This window comes from Bacteroidota bacterium (genome assembly GCA_018831055.1).
Classification (GTDB): domain Bacteria; phylum Bacteroidota; class Bacteroidia; order Bacteroidales; family B18-G4; genus M55B132.
Genome location: JAHJRE010000193.1, coordinates 12,701 through 32,426 on the forward strand (window position 1 = coordinate 12,701; position 19,726 = coordinate 32,426).

Annotated in this window: 13 protein-coding genes; 1 reads left to right on the plus strand and 12 read right to left on the minus strand. The window is 42.0% G+C overall.

The features are described 5' to 3' along the window. Positions 1-3: 3 nt before the first annotated feature. From KKA81_12535 to KKA81_12590, 12 genes are all read right to left on the minus strand, one after another. Positions 4-3,744 (minus strand): T9SS type A sorting domain-containing protein, encoded by a 3,741-nt coding sequence (locus KKA81_12535; GenBank protein MBU2651754.1) that lies wholly within the window; start codon positions 3,742-3,744, stop codon positions 4-6. Between the two features lie 28 nt (positions 3,745-3,772). After that, the gene (locus tag KKA81_12540; protein MBU2651755.1) at positions 3,773-6,874 is read right to left on the minus strand and encodes a T9SS type A sorting domain-containing protein; all 3,102 of its coding nucleotides are present in this window, start codon (positions 6,872-6,874) and stop codon (positions 3,773-3,775) included. Beyond that, complete coding sequence (locus tag KKA81_12545) at positions 6,756-9,749, minus strand: T9SS type A sorting domain-containing protein (protein MBU2651756.1); 2,994 nt, start codon at positions 9,747-9,749, stop codon at positions 6,756-6,758. The genes KKA81_12540 and KKA81_12545 overlap by 119 nt, the downstream gene beginning before the upstream one ends. A gap of 231 nt (positions 9,750-9,980) precedes the next feature. After that, positions 9,981-11,054 carry a butyrate kinase gene (buk, locus tag KKA81_12550; GenBank protein ID MBU2651757.1) on the minus strand — a complete coding sequence of 358 codons (1,074 nt, stop codon included), beginning with the start codon at positions 11,052-11,054 and terminating at the stop codon, positions 9,981-9,983. A 64-nt stretch (positions 11,055-11,118) separates the two neighbouring features. Continuing rightward, the gene (locus tag KKA81_12555) at positions 11,119-12,018 is read right to left on the minus strand and encodes a bifunctional enoyl-CoA hydratase/phosphate acetyltransferase (protein MBU2651758.1); all 900 of its coding nucleotides are present in this window, start codon (positions 12,016-12,018) and stop codon (positions 11,119-11,121) included. A gap of 390 nt (positions 12,019-12,408) precedes the next feature. Further along, positions 12,409-13,683: an IgA Peptidase M64 gene (locus KKA81_12560; protein MBU2651759.1), complete on the minus strand. Its 1,275-nt coding sequence runs from the start codon at positions 13,681-13,683 to the stop codon at positions 12,409-12,411. 110 nt (positions 13,684-13,793) lie between these two features. Continuing rightward, the gene (locus tag KKA81_12565; protein MBU2651760.1) at positions 13,794-14,462 is read right to left on the minus strand and encodes a hypothetical protein; all 669 of its coding nucleotides are present in this window, start codon (positions 14,460-14,462) and stop codon (positions 13,794-13,796) included. Between the two features lie 192 nt (positions 14,463-14,654). Further along, positions 14,655-14,984 (minus strand): hypothetical protein, encoded by a 330-nt coding sequence (locus KKA81_12570; GenBank protein MBU2651761.1) that lies wholly within the window; start codon positions 14,982-14,984, stop codon positions 14,655-14,657. An 11-nt stretch (positions 14,985-14,995) separates the two neighbouring features. Beyond that, entirely contained in the window at positions 14,996-15,712 is a 717-nt protein-coding gene (locus KKA81_12575; protein MBU2651762.1) for a DUF2807 domain-containing protein, read from the minus strand. A 123-nt stretch (positions 15,713-15,835) separates the two neighbouring features. Then, positions 15,836-16,948, minus strand: coding sequence for a hypothetical protein (locus tag KKA81_12580; GenBank protein ID MBU2651763.1), 1,113 nt, complete (start codon positions 16,946-16,948; stop codon positions 15,836-15,838). Next, entirely contained in the window at positions 16,926-17,471 is a 546-nt protein-coding gene (locus KKA81_12585) for a hypothetical protein (protein ID MBU2651764.1), read from the minus strand. Before KKA81_12585 ends, KKA81_12580 begins: the two co-directional genes overlap by 23 nt. 1 nt (position 17,472) lies before the next feature. Continuing rightward, positions 17,473-18,006: a sigma-70 family RNA polymerase sigma factor gene (locus KKA81_12590; GenBank protein MBU2651765.1), complete on the minus strand. Its 534-nt coding sequence runs from the start codon at positions 18,004-18,006 to the stop codon at positions 17,473-17,475. Between the two features lie 328 nt (positions 18,007-18,334). Here KKA81_12590 and KKA81_12595 point away from each other — a divergent pair, with 328 nt between their 5' ends. Continuing rightward, positions 18,335-19,714, plus strand: coding sequence for a tryptophanase (locus KKA81_12595; protein ID MBU2651766.1), 1,380 nt, complete (start codon positions 18,335-18,337; stop codon positions 19,712-19,714). Positions 19,715-19,726: the final 12 nt, after the last annotated feature.

Below are 19,726 nucleotides of genomic sequence, written 5' to 3' on the forward strand. Positions count from 1 at the left end.
ATATTATTGTAATACAATTATTTTCCGTGTTATCACTGAATTATCATTTCGTATTTTACACAGATACATACCTGCAGGAATATTTCCATTTTCAGAGAGATTGAAAATAAAATTATGTGTTCCGGCAAGTACATTTTTCTCCATAAGAGTGAGGAGGTGCTGCCCATCCAATCCGTACAGGTCTATACTTAGCCTTGAGTCGGAATTAGTGAACACTTCGATACCCAGGACATCCTTAACCGGATTAGGGAATACCATTGCGTTTGCTCCATTATTTTGGATCGCCGGTAATTCGTTGTCACCGGTAACAATATTTCCAAAAAAATCGAGGATTTGATAAACCAGTTCCTGTTTAGTGGATGGGAAATCGCTATCGACAAGCGAGCCCATTTCAAAGGAAGCTCCTACGGTCTTGTAAGTGCCTTCATCATAGGCAACAGCACAAGCGTATCCTGGGACAGGGCTTTCCATGATGGTAAAGGCATCACCGGTGGGTTCCAGGTAATAATCGTTATAGGTTGAGGAACCGTTCACATCAAAGACCATGTTTTCAGTGAATGTTCCCGGCATCCCAAAGATTGTATCAAATTCGAACCAGGTATCATGTACTGAAGAAATGTTGAACATCGGATGCAGGCTGGTTTGGGGATCATCGTACCAGGTTCGGCGGCCTTCGAGATAAAGCCGTCCGCCATTATCCAGGTAATCAGCCAGGATTCCGGCTTCCGTTTCACTAAGCTGGTGACCGGTAAAGATTATTCCCAGGAAGGTGAATACCGATTTGTAGATTCCAAGGTCTTCCGGGAAAGTGGTTGAGTAATGTGCGATCAGGTCCATGTTACCAAAGACTTCAAGAATATCCGGACCGCTATTGTGGTTTGGATCCAGGTCGAGTAGAAGAGCTGCATATTGACCGATGATGATATCAAATGAATCCGTCATGGAAATATTATAATCGGCATTGGCAGAAAACTCAAACATTGCATTAAATCCCCCCGGTGTCGAGGCATCGGCAGAAACATTGAATTCTTCAGTCACGGTCTCTCCGGCCTGAATAATCCCGTAGTTCAGGTTGTTGGTGTTAATGGTCACGTAAGAGTCATTACATGAAAGGTCTCCGATAACATTGTAAGCTTCAGCGCCTCCATTGTTTATGATCGAAAGTGAAAAGTCGGCAGTTTCACCCGGATCGAGCCTGTTATTGCCATTACCTTCAGCATCCTGGATAATATATTCTTCAAATACCAATACCGGGGCATGGGCTTTGATCAGAAAACTGCTGTACCAAACACTGTCGCCATCGGTTGATTTCAAAGTGAAATATACCATATGTCCATCCGGTATTTCGGGATCAGTCGCAAATGAAAAGGCATCCTGAACAGTAGTCGATTCATGTGCAGCAATATTTCCGTATGATTCGGTGCTGTCGGTAATACTTATGTAAGCATCCTGCGACCGTAAAATGGCAGTCACATTCTCGGCATCAATATTTCCTACATTCTGAACGGTTATGGTAAGCAGGACAGAGTCAATATAATCCAGGACATTATTGTTGTTCCCATGAATATCATTGATCTGATAATCCTGGAAGATAACATAGGGAATATCCGGTGAAATGACGGGGACTTCACTGTGATAGCGAAGGTAATTGGTTTTTGTAATCACCACATCCAATATGGTTTCCGGCACCTGAGGTTCTATGGGAATGATAACCGGTAGTCCTGTTGCAGTGGCAGTTGCCAGGAATTCTCCGTTTATGGAAAGACCGATAACTGCTCCTGAATCTGCCGTAACCTCAAAATAATTGATACCTCCGACAAGAACGCTGTTGTGTAAAACTGTCAGGTTCTGAGGAACTTCCGAATACAAGGTCAGGAATGCATCGCCATGATGGTGGAAAAGATTGTACGTTACTTCCTTATTTCCTGTATTGTAAGGCCAACCCGATTGCATCAGGAAGTATTTTCCTGCAACGTTCCCGAAGGCAGGAAATAAGCCTCTGTGATCAGGAGTGGGGGTAAAGTCGGGCAAAAAGTCGGGCCACAAATGATCATATAGCCCCCAAACGTAAGTGTCGTTAACGAAAGAATAAGATACTTCTGAAGCCGCGATCAGTCCCAAAGCACCAAATTCGGAACGGTGGAACTTTTCAGTGAAGCATTCATTTCCCCAGTTGTATTTTCCTGTAAGGCAGTTAACAGAAAAAACGAAACAATATTCGGTATTGGTAAGTCCGTTTATGTCGCTGTTGTGGTATGAAGGCTCTCCCCAACCGGTTTCTCCACCATGGTCACGGTGTTGCAGTATGAATGCTCCATCATTAATGGCATTGTTAATCATAGTAGCATTACCACCCCACCAGTCGCCGAGGTCGGAAGGAGAAGCAGGGATGTATCCAAGTCCGTTAGGTCCGAAAACATTCATGATAGTTCCGGTATTGGTGGCAGTGGACCAAGGGTCTACCGACGGATTTCCGTCGTAAACCTCATTGATCCTGACGGGATTTTTTCCCTGTACATGCTTGAAATATCCTCCCACAGATTCGGAACAAATCTGGAACCAGCGTTCCGTTTGCCATCCAAGGGCAGTGATGGGATGATCATAAAAGTCAGGATCCATGGGCGGAGTTCTCTCATGCGTGAGATTTTTTCCGATCATATGGCTCAAATGCGTGTCGTTTTGCGCAGTAATCCTGGCCATAATGATATCGGCCATGCCATTTCCGTTTACATCACCGTAGATATGGTCAGATGCACAATAAGAATTCCAAATGGGAGACATGATGCCTGTAGAGGAAGTACCATAGTCGGCAAGGATAAGGATGGCGACAGGCGGAATATCCCATGTATTGTATGCGTTGTTGATGTAAGCTTCAACAAGATTAGCGCTGTTACCTCCAATTTCCGTGGTTGTTACTATGTTGGTGAAGATACCCTGCATATTCCTGAACCGGCGCAGAGAGTCAGCCCATGACAGGAAAACCGGGTCATCCGGGGAGATAATCAGGTATTCGCACCCTGTATCACGGCCTTGCGGATTTGAGTTGGAGGAATAATCCATTTCAGGCAGTGCTTCATAATTTACCAGGACATCCTGCAAAATGGGGTCGAACCATCGGCTGCGCAAACGTTCGTCACCATAAACACCGTTACCGCCATTGAAACTGATATCAATAATGAGGTCGCGGTAAACAATCAGCTCTTTGGTTACCGGGTTGTATTGAAAAGGCGTTATCCCAAGGGTGGCTGTTTCCACTCCCCTTATAATGGTTGGTTCACTGAGGACAAAAGGTTCTTCAGGATAAAAAGCATTTTTTGTGTAGATTGCCTGATCCTTTGAATAATGCAGGGGATTTTTATCCGTATCCAGCGGAATACGGGGGGCCGGGGCAATATTAACTCCCTGGTATACTTCCTTTCTCATGCTTACTATGCGCAGAGAAGGGTTTGATCCATTGGGAATGGCAATGAAATGACCTGATCCTGGAAGATCAGGAGCCCCTTCGTTATTTGGAAGGAGGCTGCCCGGCATAGAAATGCTTTTCAACATTTCTTTCCCTACTTCAACATCATTCATCGAAAATTCCTGTAATGAAAAGGTAAGGGTAAGCAATTCAGGTGAAGTGTAAACGGCTTCCATCCCCTGTGCTGCCCAGGAGTCGGAATAAGAAATTTGCTGTGCTCTGCTACCTGACCATTGTATCATAATCAGGAGGCCCAGGGCAAGATGTAAGTGTTTCGTCATTGGGTGAAGTTTGATTAATACTTTGTATTTAGTTTACAATTAGTTTTCCGGATATTGACATATCTTTATTTATGAGTTTGTAAAGATAAATACCTGGATGTAAATAACCAGCATTATTTTTCAGTTCAATGGTGGTTTTTTGCGTTCCAAAACCTGGTAAAGTGATTTTTTCCTTCAATACACAGTTTCCTGAAATATTGTACAGGATGAAATCCAGGTTACAGGGATCATTATTTTTTGTTTCCAGGATAATTGACTCATTTGCGGGATTGGGATAAATCAGGAAATTATCAGTAAGAGTTTTCTGGTCAGGGTTTCCGGTAAGTATCCCTCCAAAAAACTCCAGGATAGCTTCCATCAGCAAGGTTTTAGTGGATTGTCCATCGATGAGTCCCCCAAATTCAAATGAAGACCCAACGGTTTTATAATATCCTTCGTCGTTGGCAATGCTGTTGCAATATAGTGGTACCTGGTTCCTGAAAAGTTCAAAGGCATTATCGCCGGATAAGGAAAGCCGGTCTACGCTGGTTTCATCCCCATTATATTGAAAGATCATGTTGCTTGCAAACCCGCCTTCCTGGCCAATGATTAACCCGGGGTCGTTATATCCGTTGTGAATACCGGTAATCCCGAACATAGAGTGGACGGTGGTAGATGGGTCGTTAAACCAGGTATCGCCACCCTCCAGGTAAAGTCTACCTCCTGCACTAAGATAATCTGATAAAAGGGTTCCTTCTGTGGTGGTGAGAACATGATTATTTCCCATCATCCCAAGGCAAACGAAGATGCATTTATATAATCCGGGATTTTCAGGAAGAGTGGTAGCATAAACCGGGTTTATTCCAAGTTCTTCCATACTGGTGATCATCATTGGGCCGGAGTTTGTGTTTCCATCCAGATCAGCCACGAATACAGGTAACTGACCTATAAAATACTGCAGCGGAAAATCAAAGGTATACAATCCATTGTTGGAGGAAAGGTTAAGGTTGAATTCTGCTGTTTCCCCGGCCGGTGAGGAAAAATCGGCATAAAGTTCAAAAGAACCTTCAGCAGATTCTCCCTGAAGTATATTCCCGAAATGATAAGTATTTTGAGTAATGGTAAGATATGGATTTGTTGTTGTCAGTGTTCCTGTTGTGGTCATGGCATCCATATTACCAAAATTTTCGATGATGACTTTCAATAGAACATTTTCGCCAGGGTCAATGCGGCCGTTCCCATTGCCGGCACTATCATCAATCCATGAATCCGTCAGCAAAAGGTATACCCCCCAGTTTTGAAAAGGATTTTTAATAGCATCAAGATCAAATCCTGCATCCATACCGGAGGAGGGTCCATCGCCGTCATCTTTGATTTTAAAATATCTGGCCTGGTTTAGTCCGGTTACACTCAGGTCGAATTCCTGGGTACCTATTCCGGAGCCTATTTGAATCCAGGGTCCATCCATGGTATTTCCTGCGTAAATGTCATAGCCTTCCGGAGAGTTATCTCCCTCATACACGATAATATCATTCCCTGAAAGATCCAGGATGGCTTTGGACATTTCAATGACAATCCATCCGCTTTTCCCGAGGGAGTAAAACACCTGGTCGGGGCTTCCGATAACGGCCGGGGTGTTTCCTTCATCCAGGAAATTGTTACCTGGGATCTGGCAACTGATTACCCTGTAAGCATACCGGTCAGGGGTATCTGCCGGGGTCATCAGGAAATTTATTTGGGTATAATCCTGGTCATTTACAACGATGTTTTCGATGGTCATTTTCTGGTAACCGTCAGCAACAGCAGTTGCAGAATAGGTTCCGCTCAGGACAAATTTCTGAAAATCGCCAACGAGAGAATCGGAGTATACCGGGAAAAAGTCGTCAATGAAAACAGCAGCCTGCAAAGGTTTTCCGTTGGTTGCATCTCTTACAAAGCCTCTGATACCGTATGCGGAGTATTCGGTCAGGGCAAGCATAGAAGGTTCGTTGATGTTGTAATAATACATGATCTGGGAAACCGGAGGTTGTTTTATATAAGAAATCTCCATGGCAACCCCGTAATTGCCCATAACTCCATAGCTGGTTTCTACTGAACCTCCGTTGGTCGGGTATAACTGGTATCCTGGGAAATACTCGAGATCATCATAACCTGAGCTGCTTGAGTAAAGGTTTCCCAGGAATTCGTTCTCATCATCTTCAGCACAGGGATTGGATCTGTAATACCAGGGATACAGATATGCTTCCGTACCACTGTGATAGCTTATGTGAATATTGAAGTGATTATCAAGCATGAATGAGCGCAGTGCTTTTGTCTCCTGCTGGGAGTAAGCAGAGGGACTATAACCCCAGGCATCCCACATATAGCCCCAGTCGCGGTTAAGATCGATACCGTTGGCATTGTATCTTGTCATGTTTTCCCTGCCGTCGGGATTGACAAGGCAATAGATCCAGATCTCCCGGTTGTCGACCATGTCAGTGATATAAGGATCATTTCCGTATTTCAGGCAAAGCATTCTGGCAAATCTTACCAGGTTTTCTGCTCCTCCGATTTCATCACCATGGATGCTACCATCAAAACCTATCTCTGGTTCAGCCTGGTCAAATTGTACACTATCGCTTATCTTCAGAGCAGATAATTCCCTGCCTTCTACGCTGATCCCGAAAACCTCCTTTTTGCATATGGAAGGAAAGTTCATAGCCAGGCTGTCCATCAGTGCGATAACTTCCTCATAGGAATGATATTCAGCCCTGGTCTCCCAGAATCCTCTGTAATGTTGATTCAGATCCGGAATAGTAATTTCAAAGGGGAGCCCTTTTTCCTGTAAAATGGCTAATTCTTCAGGGATCAGGTACAGGATAGCGTATTCCCGGTAAATATCACCCTGAAAACGCATGGAAGCAAGGAAAGCAGCATCCTTAGGATCCTGCAACGGAACCTTTACCTCCATTTCTTTATCTCTCCAGCCCGTTTGAGCCTGTAACGGGTGGGGAATGATCATGGCTGAAAAAATCAGCAGGAATATGGTCAGATCAATGTATACAGATAATTTTACCATTTTCAACAGATGATCCGGCCGTAATGCGGTAGAAGTAAACACCCTCTCCCGTTCCGGTGCCGGCATGCCAGTTAATTCTATGATATCCTGCATCCATCATTTGGTTGCAGATTACCTCCATTAACTGACCGTTAAGATTAAAGATTTCTGTTGTGACCTGGGTTTTTTCTTTCAGGAAAAAGCTAATGGTTGCGTTACCCTGAAAAGGATTTGGATATGTTATAATGGATGAAAGATATTCCTGTTTGTTATATTCTTCTGTACCTGTGAGTATACCTCCAAAAAATTCCAGGATTTCAATCATCAGTTCCTCCTTGGTTGACTGACCATCCTGCAATCCTCCGAATTCAAAGGAAGATCCCACTGTTTTATAACCTCCGGGATCATTGGCTATGCTGTTGCAGTAAGTCGGGACCTGGTTCCTGAACAACTGGAAAGCATCATTTGCACCGGAAGCTATCTCCAGCCTGTCGATGTAGAAATTATCACCTGTGTATGAAAAAACCATATCATCGGCGAAACTGCCATCCTGACCAAGGATCAATCCCAAATCATTATAGCCATCGTGAATGCCATTTATACCAAACATAGGATGAACAGCTGTTTGGTCATCATATGACCAGGTATCACCACCCTCCATGTAAAGTCTGCCATTGTTATTCAGATAGTTAGCAAGGGCTTGTCCTTCGGATACAGTAAGTTCATGATTGTTTGAATAGGTTCCGAGTGAAATAAAAATGCATTTATACAAGCCTGGATCTGACGGGATGGAGGTTAGCAGATCCACGGGTATGCCCAGTCCTTGAATTATTGACGCCATAACTGGGCCTGAATTATGGTTTTGGTCGAGATCGGCGACCAGTACAGGCAATTGTCCGATCACGAATTCCATATCGAAGGAAGTGGAATACATTCCGCTGTTTGCGACTACGGAAAGTGTGAATTCTGCGACGGTTCCGGCTGGAGTGGAAGCATCTGCAGTGACATTGAAGGGCTGGGTAGTAGATTGTCCCTGTTGAAGGGTGCCATAGGAGGCAGTTCCCTGGTTAATAGTGATGTATTGTGAGGTGGTTGAAAGAGTGGCACTTACATTGTTTGCGTTTACGTTACCTGTATTACCTATAGTTATAAGCAAATCGACAGTTTCCTCCGGGTCGATGCGGCCGTTACTGTTGCCACCCGAGTCATCTACTTCCGCGGAAAACATAACAATGAAAACACCCCAAACATGATCCAAATCGCTTACAGCATCCAGATCAAATCCGGCATCGTTTCCTGTAGTGGCTCCGTTACCATCATCAACGATTTTAAAATATCTTGCCTGTGCCACACTTGCAGGAAAAAAATCGAATTCCGTGGTTCCCTCGCCGGTACCCAGAAGTGTCCAGGGGCCATCAAGGGTTTGTCCTGCAAAGAAGTCATAACCTTCCTGGGAAATATCCCCTTCAAATACTTTAATATCGTTTCCTGGTTTATCCTGTAAGGGTTTTTGCATATCAATGATGACGTGACCGTTGCGGCCGAGGGAGTAATAGATGTTGTCAGGTTCTCCGAAGATTGCAGGAATGTTCCCCTCATCGTCATAGTTGTTACCAGGGATGACGCAAACAGGAATGTTGTAGGCATATTGCCTGGGTGTATCGAGGGGTACAAGTTGGAAATTGACTATGGTTGAGGAAAGCTCCTGTATTACAATATCGCTTACTTCCTGTGTTTCATAGCCACTTGCAATGACTTTTACGTTATAGGTTCCTGGTAAAATGTATTTATGATAATCCCCGGCAGTGGAATCTGTATACACAGGGTAAAGATCATCAACAAATATGATAGCCTGAACAGGGTCACCGGTAATGGCATTGGTAACGATACCTTCAATTCCATATCCGGCATACTCAATCATAGCCAGCATGGAAGGCAGGTTGTAATTATAGTACATCATGATCTGTGAAGCGGGAGGCTGTTTGCTCATGGAAATCTCCATCGACCAGCTGACTGAGCCCATGGTTCCGTAATTGCCATCCTTGGTTGCCCCATTGATGACATACATACCGCTGCTGCCTTGTCCGTATTCCAGATTGGCATATCCGGATTCTGACGAATAAATACCGGCTAAATGAAGAATATGGTCAGCGTCGGGTGGAGCCTCGTAACGGTAGCTCCATGGACAGGATATGTATTCAGTGCCGCTATGATATGTAGTGTGAACAACAAACTGGTTTTCGAAAACGCATGTTCTAAGGGCACGAGTTTCCACTTCTCCGAAAGGCATTGAGCTATAGCCTTCCTCATCCCACATAAAACCCCAGTCGCGGTTACAATCTACACCGTTAGCATTATATCTCGACATATTTTCTCTTCCGTCGGGATTAACCATGTAATACAACCAGATCTCCCTGTTGTCGATCAGAAAAGTAATGTCGGGGTCTGAACCGTATTCAGTACATAACTGCCTGGCAAAACGGATCACATTTTCGGGGCCTCCGATTTCATCACCGTGGATCCCGCCATCGAACATTACTTCGGCTTCAGGTTCATCAGTCTCAACGTTGTCACTGATTTTAAGAGCACCCAGCTCTCTTCCTTCCAGACTGGTTCCATAAAGTATTTTCTTGCATATTGATGGGAAATGTGTGGCCAGACTGTCAGCAAGGTCAACGATTTCCTGATAGGAATGATAGGCATCTCGATTTCGTGACCAAAAATCTTTGTAGTAAGCATTCAGGTCTTTTTTCAGGATGGAGTAGGGCAATCCCAGTTCTTCTATTCTATCCAGCTCTTTTGGGATAACATATAAAATGGCATGATCAGGATAAAAATCACCATTTAAATTCAATTCGTCGATTTGATGGATAGTAGCGACATCTTTGTAATAAACCCGGATTTCCATTTCACCGGTTCTCCAACCGGTTTGGGCTATTATTGCTGCAACCTGGAATACAGTAATCAGGAGGATAAACAAGCGCTTCATGGTGTATACAGTTTTTACTGTGTTATCTTAATGGCCATTTAACCACAGGTTAAATAATGGTTATTTTTATGTGAAAGCAAAGCTATATAAAAAACCTTTCCAGCAACTTATATCAGATTTAAATAAGCTGCAGGTCATTTACGTTTATCAGACCAGGTTTACCGGTAAAAGGTTGGATAGGATTTTAATCTGTGCCGGTATTTTTTAGAATGAATAGTGAAGTTCAATCTATCAATATTCTTTGACGATAGAAGGATCGTTGATTGCCCGTAGTCCATTCATGGCCAGAGCTTCCATTTCATTTTCTCCGGGATAGATCGCGCAAGGGGCAAGTTTATGAACTCTTTCCCTGATTTTTTCCACGAACCACTTATCATAAGCGATTCCTCCGGTGATAAGGATGTTATCCACATCACCTTTAAGAACGGTATACATTTCTCCAATGATCTTAGCGACCTGGTAGGCCATGGCTTCATAGATAAGAGTAGCTTTTTTATCACCTTTTTTCACTCTGTCTTCTACCTCCATGGCATTGTTTGTATCGAGGTAAGCGGCCAGGCCTCCTTTGCCGATGAGCATTTTGGTCATTTCTTCTTCGGTATATTTCCCACTGAAACAGGCTTTAACCACATCAATTACGGGGAGTGTTCCTGCCCGCTCGGGAGAGAACGGGCCTTCCCCGCCAATTGCCTGGTTTACGTCAATCACCCGCCCCCTGCGATGAGCCCCAACGCTGATTCCTCCGCCAAGATGGGCAACGATCAGGTTGATATCCTCATATTTTTTACCTATGGCCTTGGCATGCCTTCTGGCTGTGGCTTTCTGGTTCAATGCATGGAAAACGGATTTCCTGGGGAATAGAGGATGACCGCTGATCCTGGCTATCTCATCCAGTTCGTCAACTACTACGGGGTTGGCAATATATGCTTTGCTACCTGGACATTCTTTCAGGAGGGCATAAGCAATTAATCCTCCAAGGTTACTTGCATGTTCTCCACGGGCACTTTCCTTAAGATCATCGATCATGGACCGGTTAACCGCATAAACACCAGATTCAATAGGACGCACCAGGCCTCCTCTTCCGACAATGGCAACTACATTTTCGAAATTGATGCCGGCCTTTTTTAATTCCTTTGTAATAATATCTTTTCTGAAATCAAACTGATCTGTTATACGATGAAAGGATTCAAGTTCAGATGTGCTGTGTTTGATGTTTTTTTCAAAGATGGGTTTATCTTCTTCAAAGACTGCAATTTTGGTGGATGTTGATCCTGGATTGATAGTGATAATAAGTTGAGAATCCATCATGTGAATGAGTTTATAAGTCCATACATAATATTATCAAAAAAGGAGAAATCAGGACACTGACTTATTGAGTAGCTGCAGCAAGGATGATGCTGTCAAGTTTGGATTCTTCAGAATCTGACCTTGAAGTTAAAACGATAGGTGCAGTGGCTCCAAGTACACACGCAGCGACCTTTGCATTGGCAAAGAAAACAAATGCTTTGTAAAGTACATTACCCGCCTCGATATCAGGCAAAAGCAACAGATCAGCATCCCCTGCAACTGCGCTTCGGATTCCTTTATGCTTGGCGCTTTCGGCGGAGATAGCGTTATCAAAGGCAAGCGGGCCGTCGATCAGGCAATTCGGAATCTGACCACGGTCGGCCATTTTCGAAAGCAAAGCAGCATCCATAGTGGCAGGCATCATTTCGTTGACGAGTTCCACAGCACCCAATACAGCAATTTTTGGCTCTGCAATTCCAAGTTTGTTTAAAAACTCTATGGCGTTGTTGATAATCTGAACCTTTGCATTGAGGTCAGGAGCGATGTTCATGGCTACATCGGTAAGTGCGATAAGCTTGTGGTGATAGGCGGGTACTTCAAACAGGGCAATATGGGATAGAATATCACTTTTCCTCAGTCCCCATTCTTTATTTAAAACTCCTTTGAGCAAAGTAGCGGTTCCGACTTTTCCTTTCATCAGGATGTCAGCTTCACCGAAGTGAACCAGCTTTACCGCTTTTGCCACCGCCTGGTTAAGATTGGGCTCATCAATGATGGTGGCTTTCGAAAGGTTGACTTTCTTTTGTTTGGCAATGTCTTCAATAATTATTTTATCCCCTATTAGAATAGGATCTATAACTTTCATTTCTGTGGCAGCCATTACGGCTTCCAAACAATGTTCATCCTGAGCGGCGGCAACCACCAGCTTTTTCTTTGGAGATTTCTTAACGATTTCCCGCAATTCCGATAATTTACTTAACATGACTCCTCCTTTGATATATATTTGAAAATCAGTTACATAATACTGTTAATTCATTCACAGTGCAAAAATAGGAAAAACTTATCGACAAAAACAAATGATACAAATGATTTTAATGAATTGATAATAAAGAAATACCCCATTACTTATAATGATTGATGGAAACGTAGAGCAGGAAGTTTCAGGGTACAGGTTTCAGGGTACAGGTTTCAGAGTACAGGTTTCAGGGAGCAGGTTTCAGGAGGCAAGGGTAAGAGTGTAGTGTGTGGTTTGATTCCTGCAACTTGTAACCTGCATCTTGCAACTTGTAACCTGCATCTTGCAACTTGTAACCTGCATCCTGCAACCTGTAACCTGTTTCCTGCATCATTTTTCCAACATTACAAATACTATTTATTTATTATAAATATCTATCATATCTCGTATAGCCTTTTGGCATACGGGGCAGAATGCATCATAGAGTGTTGACTTCATGGTACAGTCATGGTAAGGTCTGTAAACTCCTTTTGCCACATAGCCGCCACCTTCAAAAACACCTACCGTGTTGTAGTATAATTCCTTATCCGGAGTTGGAACTGGAATAGTATCATTAATCATAGTTTTCCATTTACTTTCAAAATCAACCAGTGTAGTAATATTAGGTTCCCAGGGTTCTTTATCAAGAGGGTAAAAATCTTCTACCGCAACATCTGATGTATAATATTCATCTCCAAGTCCGGCAAAAGCATGTCCGAATTCGTGCTGGAAAAGGAAATCCGATTTCTCGTTATCACTGGTGGCAATGCAATAGAAATTATAAATTCCGCCTCCTCCGTATTTTTCATGGTTAACCAGGATAAAGATTTGATCATAGGGAGCATTGGAAGCAACATCTTTAACAGATTTAAAATCATATGTTGTTAAGTAGCGTTCCGAACCGAAGGTATAGAAATTGGAATTGACCAGGGTATTTTTGTAAATTTCCTCTCCTGGGATATCGGTTCCGGATTCTTCAGACCATGCTAATATGCCTACGATGTTAATATCTTCTTTTCGGTCTAAATAGGGAGATGCATCCAGAATGAAATTTTCAAACCTTTTGCAGTCGTCTTTGAATTTCTTTTGTTCTTTACGGGTATAACCTTCAGGGATGATAACAATATCGAGCTTTTCGGATGGCTTACCTGATTTATGGATATTAAATTTACGGTATTTATGATCTTTTCTGATGATGGTTTCGGTTTTATCGGGATTATAATGCAGGGAAAACATTTTATCCCACTCCAATCTTTCATTACGGCTGTAGAATTCGATCTTCACAGCATCTCTGGGCATTGGCATACAAACGGATTCGTAGAACGACTTTTTTAGTGATTTTGCTTCATCGGTTGATTGCCATTCCCTGAAAAGGGTAGAATAACCTCTTGAATATAATAATTCATTATTTGCAAGATTCCGCATTTCAACTTTGTAGTTACCATAGTCAAAAGGATCGATCAAAACAGTATGGGAACCGCCCCAGAAAGGTTCTTCAATGAACTCTATGAGTTTATATTCTTCTTCTTCGTAATTTCCGGAGTGAAGGTAATCCACTCTCAGGGACTTATCCCTGAAATTATATTTAAACGGCTGGGAATAGAGGAATGTGGGGATTACAAGAATAAGCACGAAAGTGAACAATCTATTCATAATAGTACCGGTTTCATGTTTCGCAGTAAAAGTAATTAAAATAGGGATATAAAAAAGGGGGCCGCAGCCCCCTATACCAAAGCAGGTATTGAACACATTAGAGGAGTTACTTAAAACTTGCCGAATTTCAGGGAGAACTTTCCTGAAAATCCATGCATAAGATCTTTATCGTAGTGTTCTATTCCCACGTTGGACGTCCAGCGGTAAGAACCACCAATGGAAACCCTCATAAATTTGACCAGGTTCAGTTCCAGTTCGATGCCGGGTTCCACGATAAAGAATGCATCACCGTCTTCATACCTGCTATCCCAGCAGTCGTAGCAGTAATCATCATCACCATCCCAATCATTATCGCAATAGCAATTACTGCGGTAAGAGGCAACTCCTCCAGCTCCGATAAGAACAGGGAAGGTCACATGAACCGGATAATGCGGGGCAATAATAGGTTCGATAAGTAAACCTCCGTAGCCTCCGGCAAGGTTATATTCCTCACCGTTCAGATAGGGTTCATCGCTGTATTCGAAGTCGTTTACAATACCATAACCGGCGAGGCCAATGGTTACGTGGTGATCGATAATCCATCCTCCCCGGATACCGGCCAGCATAGCATCTTTGTTATCGAGCCGGGTATAACCGAAAGAGAGTGCTCCATAACCACCGTGGGACATTTTTCCGTTTTTGTTGCCGAAAAGGGTTTGTATTTCGTCCTTCTCTTTATCCTGAGCCATTCCCATCAGGCTTATGGATAAAATAGCCAACATTAATGTGATTTTTTTCATTTTTGTAATCTATTATTTAAGTACATATTTTATTGAAAATCCGAAATCCCAAAGATTTACCCTGAACATCCGTTGGCCGAACAATTCAAAGTAGGGTTTATAATCGATGCCAAAAGTCACAGGTACGCTGAGAAACCGATACTCAATCCCGAATTTGCCATCGGCACCCAAAACCATATTATGTTTCCAGTATCAATCGTTCCCGGATCCGTAAGCAGGGTGGTAGGGCCCGATTCTTTGTTTCCAGCGGACATACCCAACATGCAATCCGGCTCCGTAATAAACCCAGAAGTTAAGTCTGTATTTATTTTCCAGAGGTTTTTGTGCCAGATAAATACCGGTCAGTTGTAACCCTTTGTTTCTCCGGGTAAGCAATCCTTCAAATCCATGATATCCTTCGAAGTAGTTAAAACAAATCCCTGTGCTTACACCCAGCCTCATTCCAACCGACATATTATCTTCCTGGGAAAAACCTGTTAAACAAACCAATATGAATATCCATATAAAAAGTATACTCCTCATATCTGCTATATTTAAGGTACATGAATAATGGTTCCTGAACCCGTTATGCTCGAATCCAATAGAGGATTACCTTTGTAAAAAACGGATCCGCTTCCGGATATGGAAACATTAAGATAATTCACAGCATATAAATATATGTTTCCTGAACCGGAAATTTTAGCGTGACAATTCTCAGCAAACATATTATATGCCTGAATGTGTCCTGATCCCGATGTTCTGTAATATGCTTCATCGGAATAACCAACAATATTTGCATAACCGGATCCGGAAATATTTACGCTTAACTTATCTGTATTACAATATGCTTCTATGGTTCCTGACCCCAGGATATCGATATCAAGCAGAGGTGTATTCAAATTTCCTGTTTCTATCATCCCGGAACCCAGCAGGTCGATGTATTCTACCTGCGTTGTATGAACTGTAATTACAACCGGAACATTATAATCAATTTTATAACTGTTCTTTTCGCGGATAACCAGATCCTTCCCCGATACATAAGTGTCAATGTACCTTATCAGGTTTGATTCTGCATAAACCTCAACCATTTCAAGTGAATCCTGAATTATGGTAACGTTATAATCCATCTTCAGGATCAGGGTGTTAAAGTTTTGAATGATCCTTGTTTCTGTGGTTGGATTGCCATTGCCTTCGATCAGCTTTTCCTTGTCGCAGGATATAAGAGAACTAACAGAAAAAGCAGCAAATAATACCCAAAGTGAATTTTTCATACTTAATAAGATTTTAGTAAACCTACCTGGCTTTATGATGAATTCTCATCAAGCCTTTGGAATTTGTCTTCAGAAATTAGTGACAAAAGATTTTCAGGATGGTCGCATTTTTTCTAAAAAAACTTATTTCAGAGAAAAGGAAAGGTGCCCCGACTGAGTTGTTATATTAATACGGGATGGATCTCGTTGAATTTCTCCTATTGATCCATAAGTGATTAAAGTGCCGGATCCGGGATCTTTACTTTCCGTTTTAATTTTATCAAATGTAGGAGGCATGCTTATATCTGTCCTGTCATCATGGCTGATTTCAAGATTTAATCCCATATTAGCAGGGAGAGTCATAAAAATGTCTGTATATGTTGAATTAATACCTGCAAATCTGAATCCTTCGGCAAGTGATTCTATTCTTATCTCCCCGTATTCAGTCTTGAGGGTAATATTTCTTTCAAGTTTATCAATTGTGGTATAGCTAAAGCTTGTTTCGCCGAAAATCTTTGATGCTTTACCAATATTTACCTTATCTCTGCGTGATTCAAGGTGTAATTCGTTGATACTTTCAATATTGATGGTTGCTGATTTCCCTGAAACTTTAAGATTTTCCGATTGCTCAACATTGATTTCAGAGTAATTCACCTGCAAAGTGCCGGATTGGATACTGTGAATATTGCCTCGTCCAAATTCAAGGGTAATGTTGGTTATTCCAGTAAAATCATGTGCTTTAATATCTCCGTTGGATATATTTATTTCAGCTTTGCCGTTATGATCGGTACAATATATGTTTCCGAATTTATTGCTGATCTTGATAGGATTTTTGTCGGGCAAATAAACAATATAATCGATTTCCGCCTTATTTCCTCCACTGAAGATCATGTTGGTGATATCGGATAATTCGGTCCAGAAGCTGTTTCGCTTATTGGTAAAAACTGTTTGCGCAATTACATAATATGATGTGGAAGTAAATTCAAAATCAATATATTCATAGATCTTGTCCACTTTGGATTCTTTGTTTGCTTTTACTTTCAGGTCGATCTCGAATCGAACGGAATCTTTTTCCCAGGGAATCACATGGATGGTTCCATATTTATTGTTAATCTGTATTTCAGTCATACCTGTAACCTCAAACGAGCGTGAGATATGCTTGTTTTTTTCATAGGTCTGGCCAATGGTAAGAAATGTTGAAAAGATTCCAATGGCCATTATCCCCAATATCTTTCTATAATCTGATTTTCTTTTCATCGCTGTAGGTATTGGATTTTTTCAATTGTTGAAGCACTTCCTCGAGTATCATGAGTTTCATCCTGTAATTCTGGATCATAGCTTCAATCACTTCTTCTGCGGATACATTATCGTTAAGGTCTTCTTTTAATTGCTTGTAAATGCTATCAAGATTTTCCATTTCTTCTTTAATATCTTTCTGTAATTCGGGATTATTTCCGGCAAGCAGGAAAATCTGTGATTCGGTTGCCTGGATTTGAGCAGTATAATAAGCTTCAGCTTCAGTAAGTATCTCTAGTTCTTCCGATTGCTCTGAAATAGCATAATTACTATTGTTTTGTCGGTAGCTCATATAATCGTGGAAAAAATAGCTGCCAATAAATATCACTATTGCGGCAGCAACTTTCAAGGCCACGCTCAACCACCGGATATTGTTTTGGGTTTCATCCCGAAGGGTAACACCCTTCCATATCCGTGGATCCGGATCAAGATCATTGAATTGATCTCTGTTTTGTCTGATGAAATTTTCCAGTTGGTCGCTCATGTTACTGATTATTAAGAATTTCTTTAATTCTGCGTTTAGCTCTCATATATTGTGATTTGGAATTGGATACGCTGATATTCAGGATTTCGGATATTTCCTGATGATCATATCCTTCCAGAAGATAAAGGGAGAAAATCATTTTAGCCCCGTCGGGAAGTTCTTCCATGGCTTTTTTAATATTTTCAACCGTCAGTTTGGTTTGATAATCATCGGGTTGTTCTTCTTCTTCCTGATCGAAATAACTCATATCTTCAAAAAAGCTCAGGTTGGCTTTACGCCGGTTTATTTCATTCAGGCATTTATTGATAACGATCCTTTTCAACCAGCTTCCGAAGCTGGATTCATAGCGGAAACTGTCAAGGTTGCGGAAAGCATCGGAAAAAGATTCCTGAAGCATATCCTCTGCCTCCTCGCGGTTGTTCATCATCCTGACGCACAAATTGTACATGGCTTTGGAATAAAGCTGGTACAACTGGTACTGGGCTCCAGGATTTCCCTTTCTGCTCTTATCAATTAATTCCCGATGAAGTTCCACCCTTCGATCCGCTGTGTTTAATGATTCATTCAATTACAGTGTCAAAAAAAAATCACATTGGTTGCAAATTAAGTAATTTATAGGAATCATTTATTTGTAGGAATTATTTCCTGATTATCCTTGCAGTATTTAATGATTTTTTTTGGTAATGTTGTTTTTTTTATAAATTTGACGCATTACGGACAGGGTTATGAATAATTCGATTTCTTGCAGTATATCCAGGAAGATGTTGTTCCTCAATATTAAGAACCGCGACGAGTATCTTCATTTTTGATTCTAAGTAACCTGGTCATTTAACCTGATTTAATTACATTTATTTTTTGTTTTTATGGAATTACCATTTGCAGAATCATACAAGATGAAGATGGTGGAAGCGATCCGGAAAAGCACTCCTGAAGAGCGCCGTACATGGATACAGTCTGCCAAATATAATTTGTTCAATTTAAAGAGCGAACAGGTTTTCATTGATTTACTTACCGATTCAGGCACCGGTGCCATGAGCGACAGGCAGTGGTCGGAAATGATGCTCGGGGATGAAAGTTATGCCGGGGCTTCTTCCTTTTATAAGATGAAGAATGCGATTTCAGATATTTTCGGATTTGAATACTTTTTGCCAACCCATCAGGGAAGGGCTGCCGAAAATGTATTGTTCTCAGTCATGATCCACGAAGGCGACCTGGTTCCTGGAAATGCTCATTTTGACACAACCAAAGGGCATATTGAATTCAGAAAAGCCAGTGCCCTTGACTGTACCATAAAAGAAGCATACGACACAACTCTTGATCATCCTTTTAAAGGCAATGTTGACCTGGATAAGCTTGAGAGTGTTCTGAAGAGCAACCCTCGTGAACGGATCCCGATGGTCATAGTTACCATTACCTGTAATTCAGCCGGGGGGCAACCTGTTTCTATGGAAAACCTGAGGGCCGTAAAATCCCTTGCCGATCGCTATGGCGTTCCGGTGTTTTTCGACTCGGCCCGTTTTGCAGAAAATGCCTACTTCATAAAAATGAGGGAGAAGGCATACTGCGATATGTCAATTCGTGAAATCGTAAGAGAAATGTTTTCCTATGCCGACGGTATGACCATGTCGAGTAAGAAAGATGCCATTGTAAACATGGGTGGGTTTATCGGATTCCGCGATGAAGAGCTATACAGGAAATCATCTGTGTTTAATATTATGTTTGAAGGCTTTGTCACTTATGGGGGTATGTCGGGAAGGGATATGAATGCGCTTGCCCAGGGATTGTATGAAGGTACGGAATTTGAATATCTGGATACCCGGGTCCGTCAGGTAGGGTTTTTAGGTCAGAAGCTACAGGAGTATGGCATACCTACACAGTATCCATTTGGAGGTCACGCAATCTTTGTGGATGCCAAAAGGTTCCTTCCTCATGTTCCCAAAGAAGAATTTATTGCCCAAACGCTTGCCATTGAACTGTACCTGGAAGGAGGGGTCCGTGGTGTTGAAATCGGTGCATTGCTGGCTGATCGTGACCCTATTACCAGGGAAAACCGTTTTCCGGCTCTTGAACTCATGAGGCTTACAATACCCAGAAGGGTTTATACCAACAATCATATGGACTATGTTGCTGTTGCCCTTAAAAATGTTTTTGACCGGAGGGATAGTATTAAACACGGATTACGCATTGTCAGAGAGGCACCCATCATGAGACATTTTACGGTGGAACTTGAGCGGATCAAATGATTCGTATTTTTG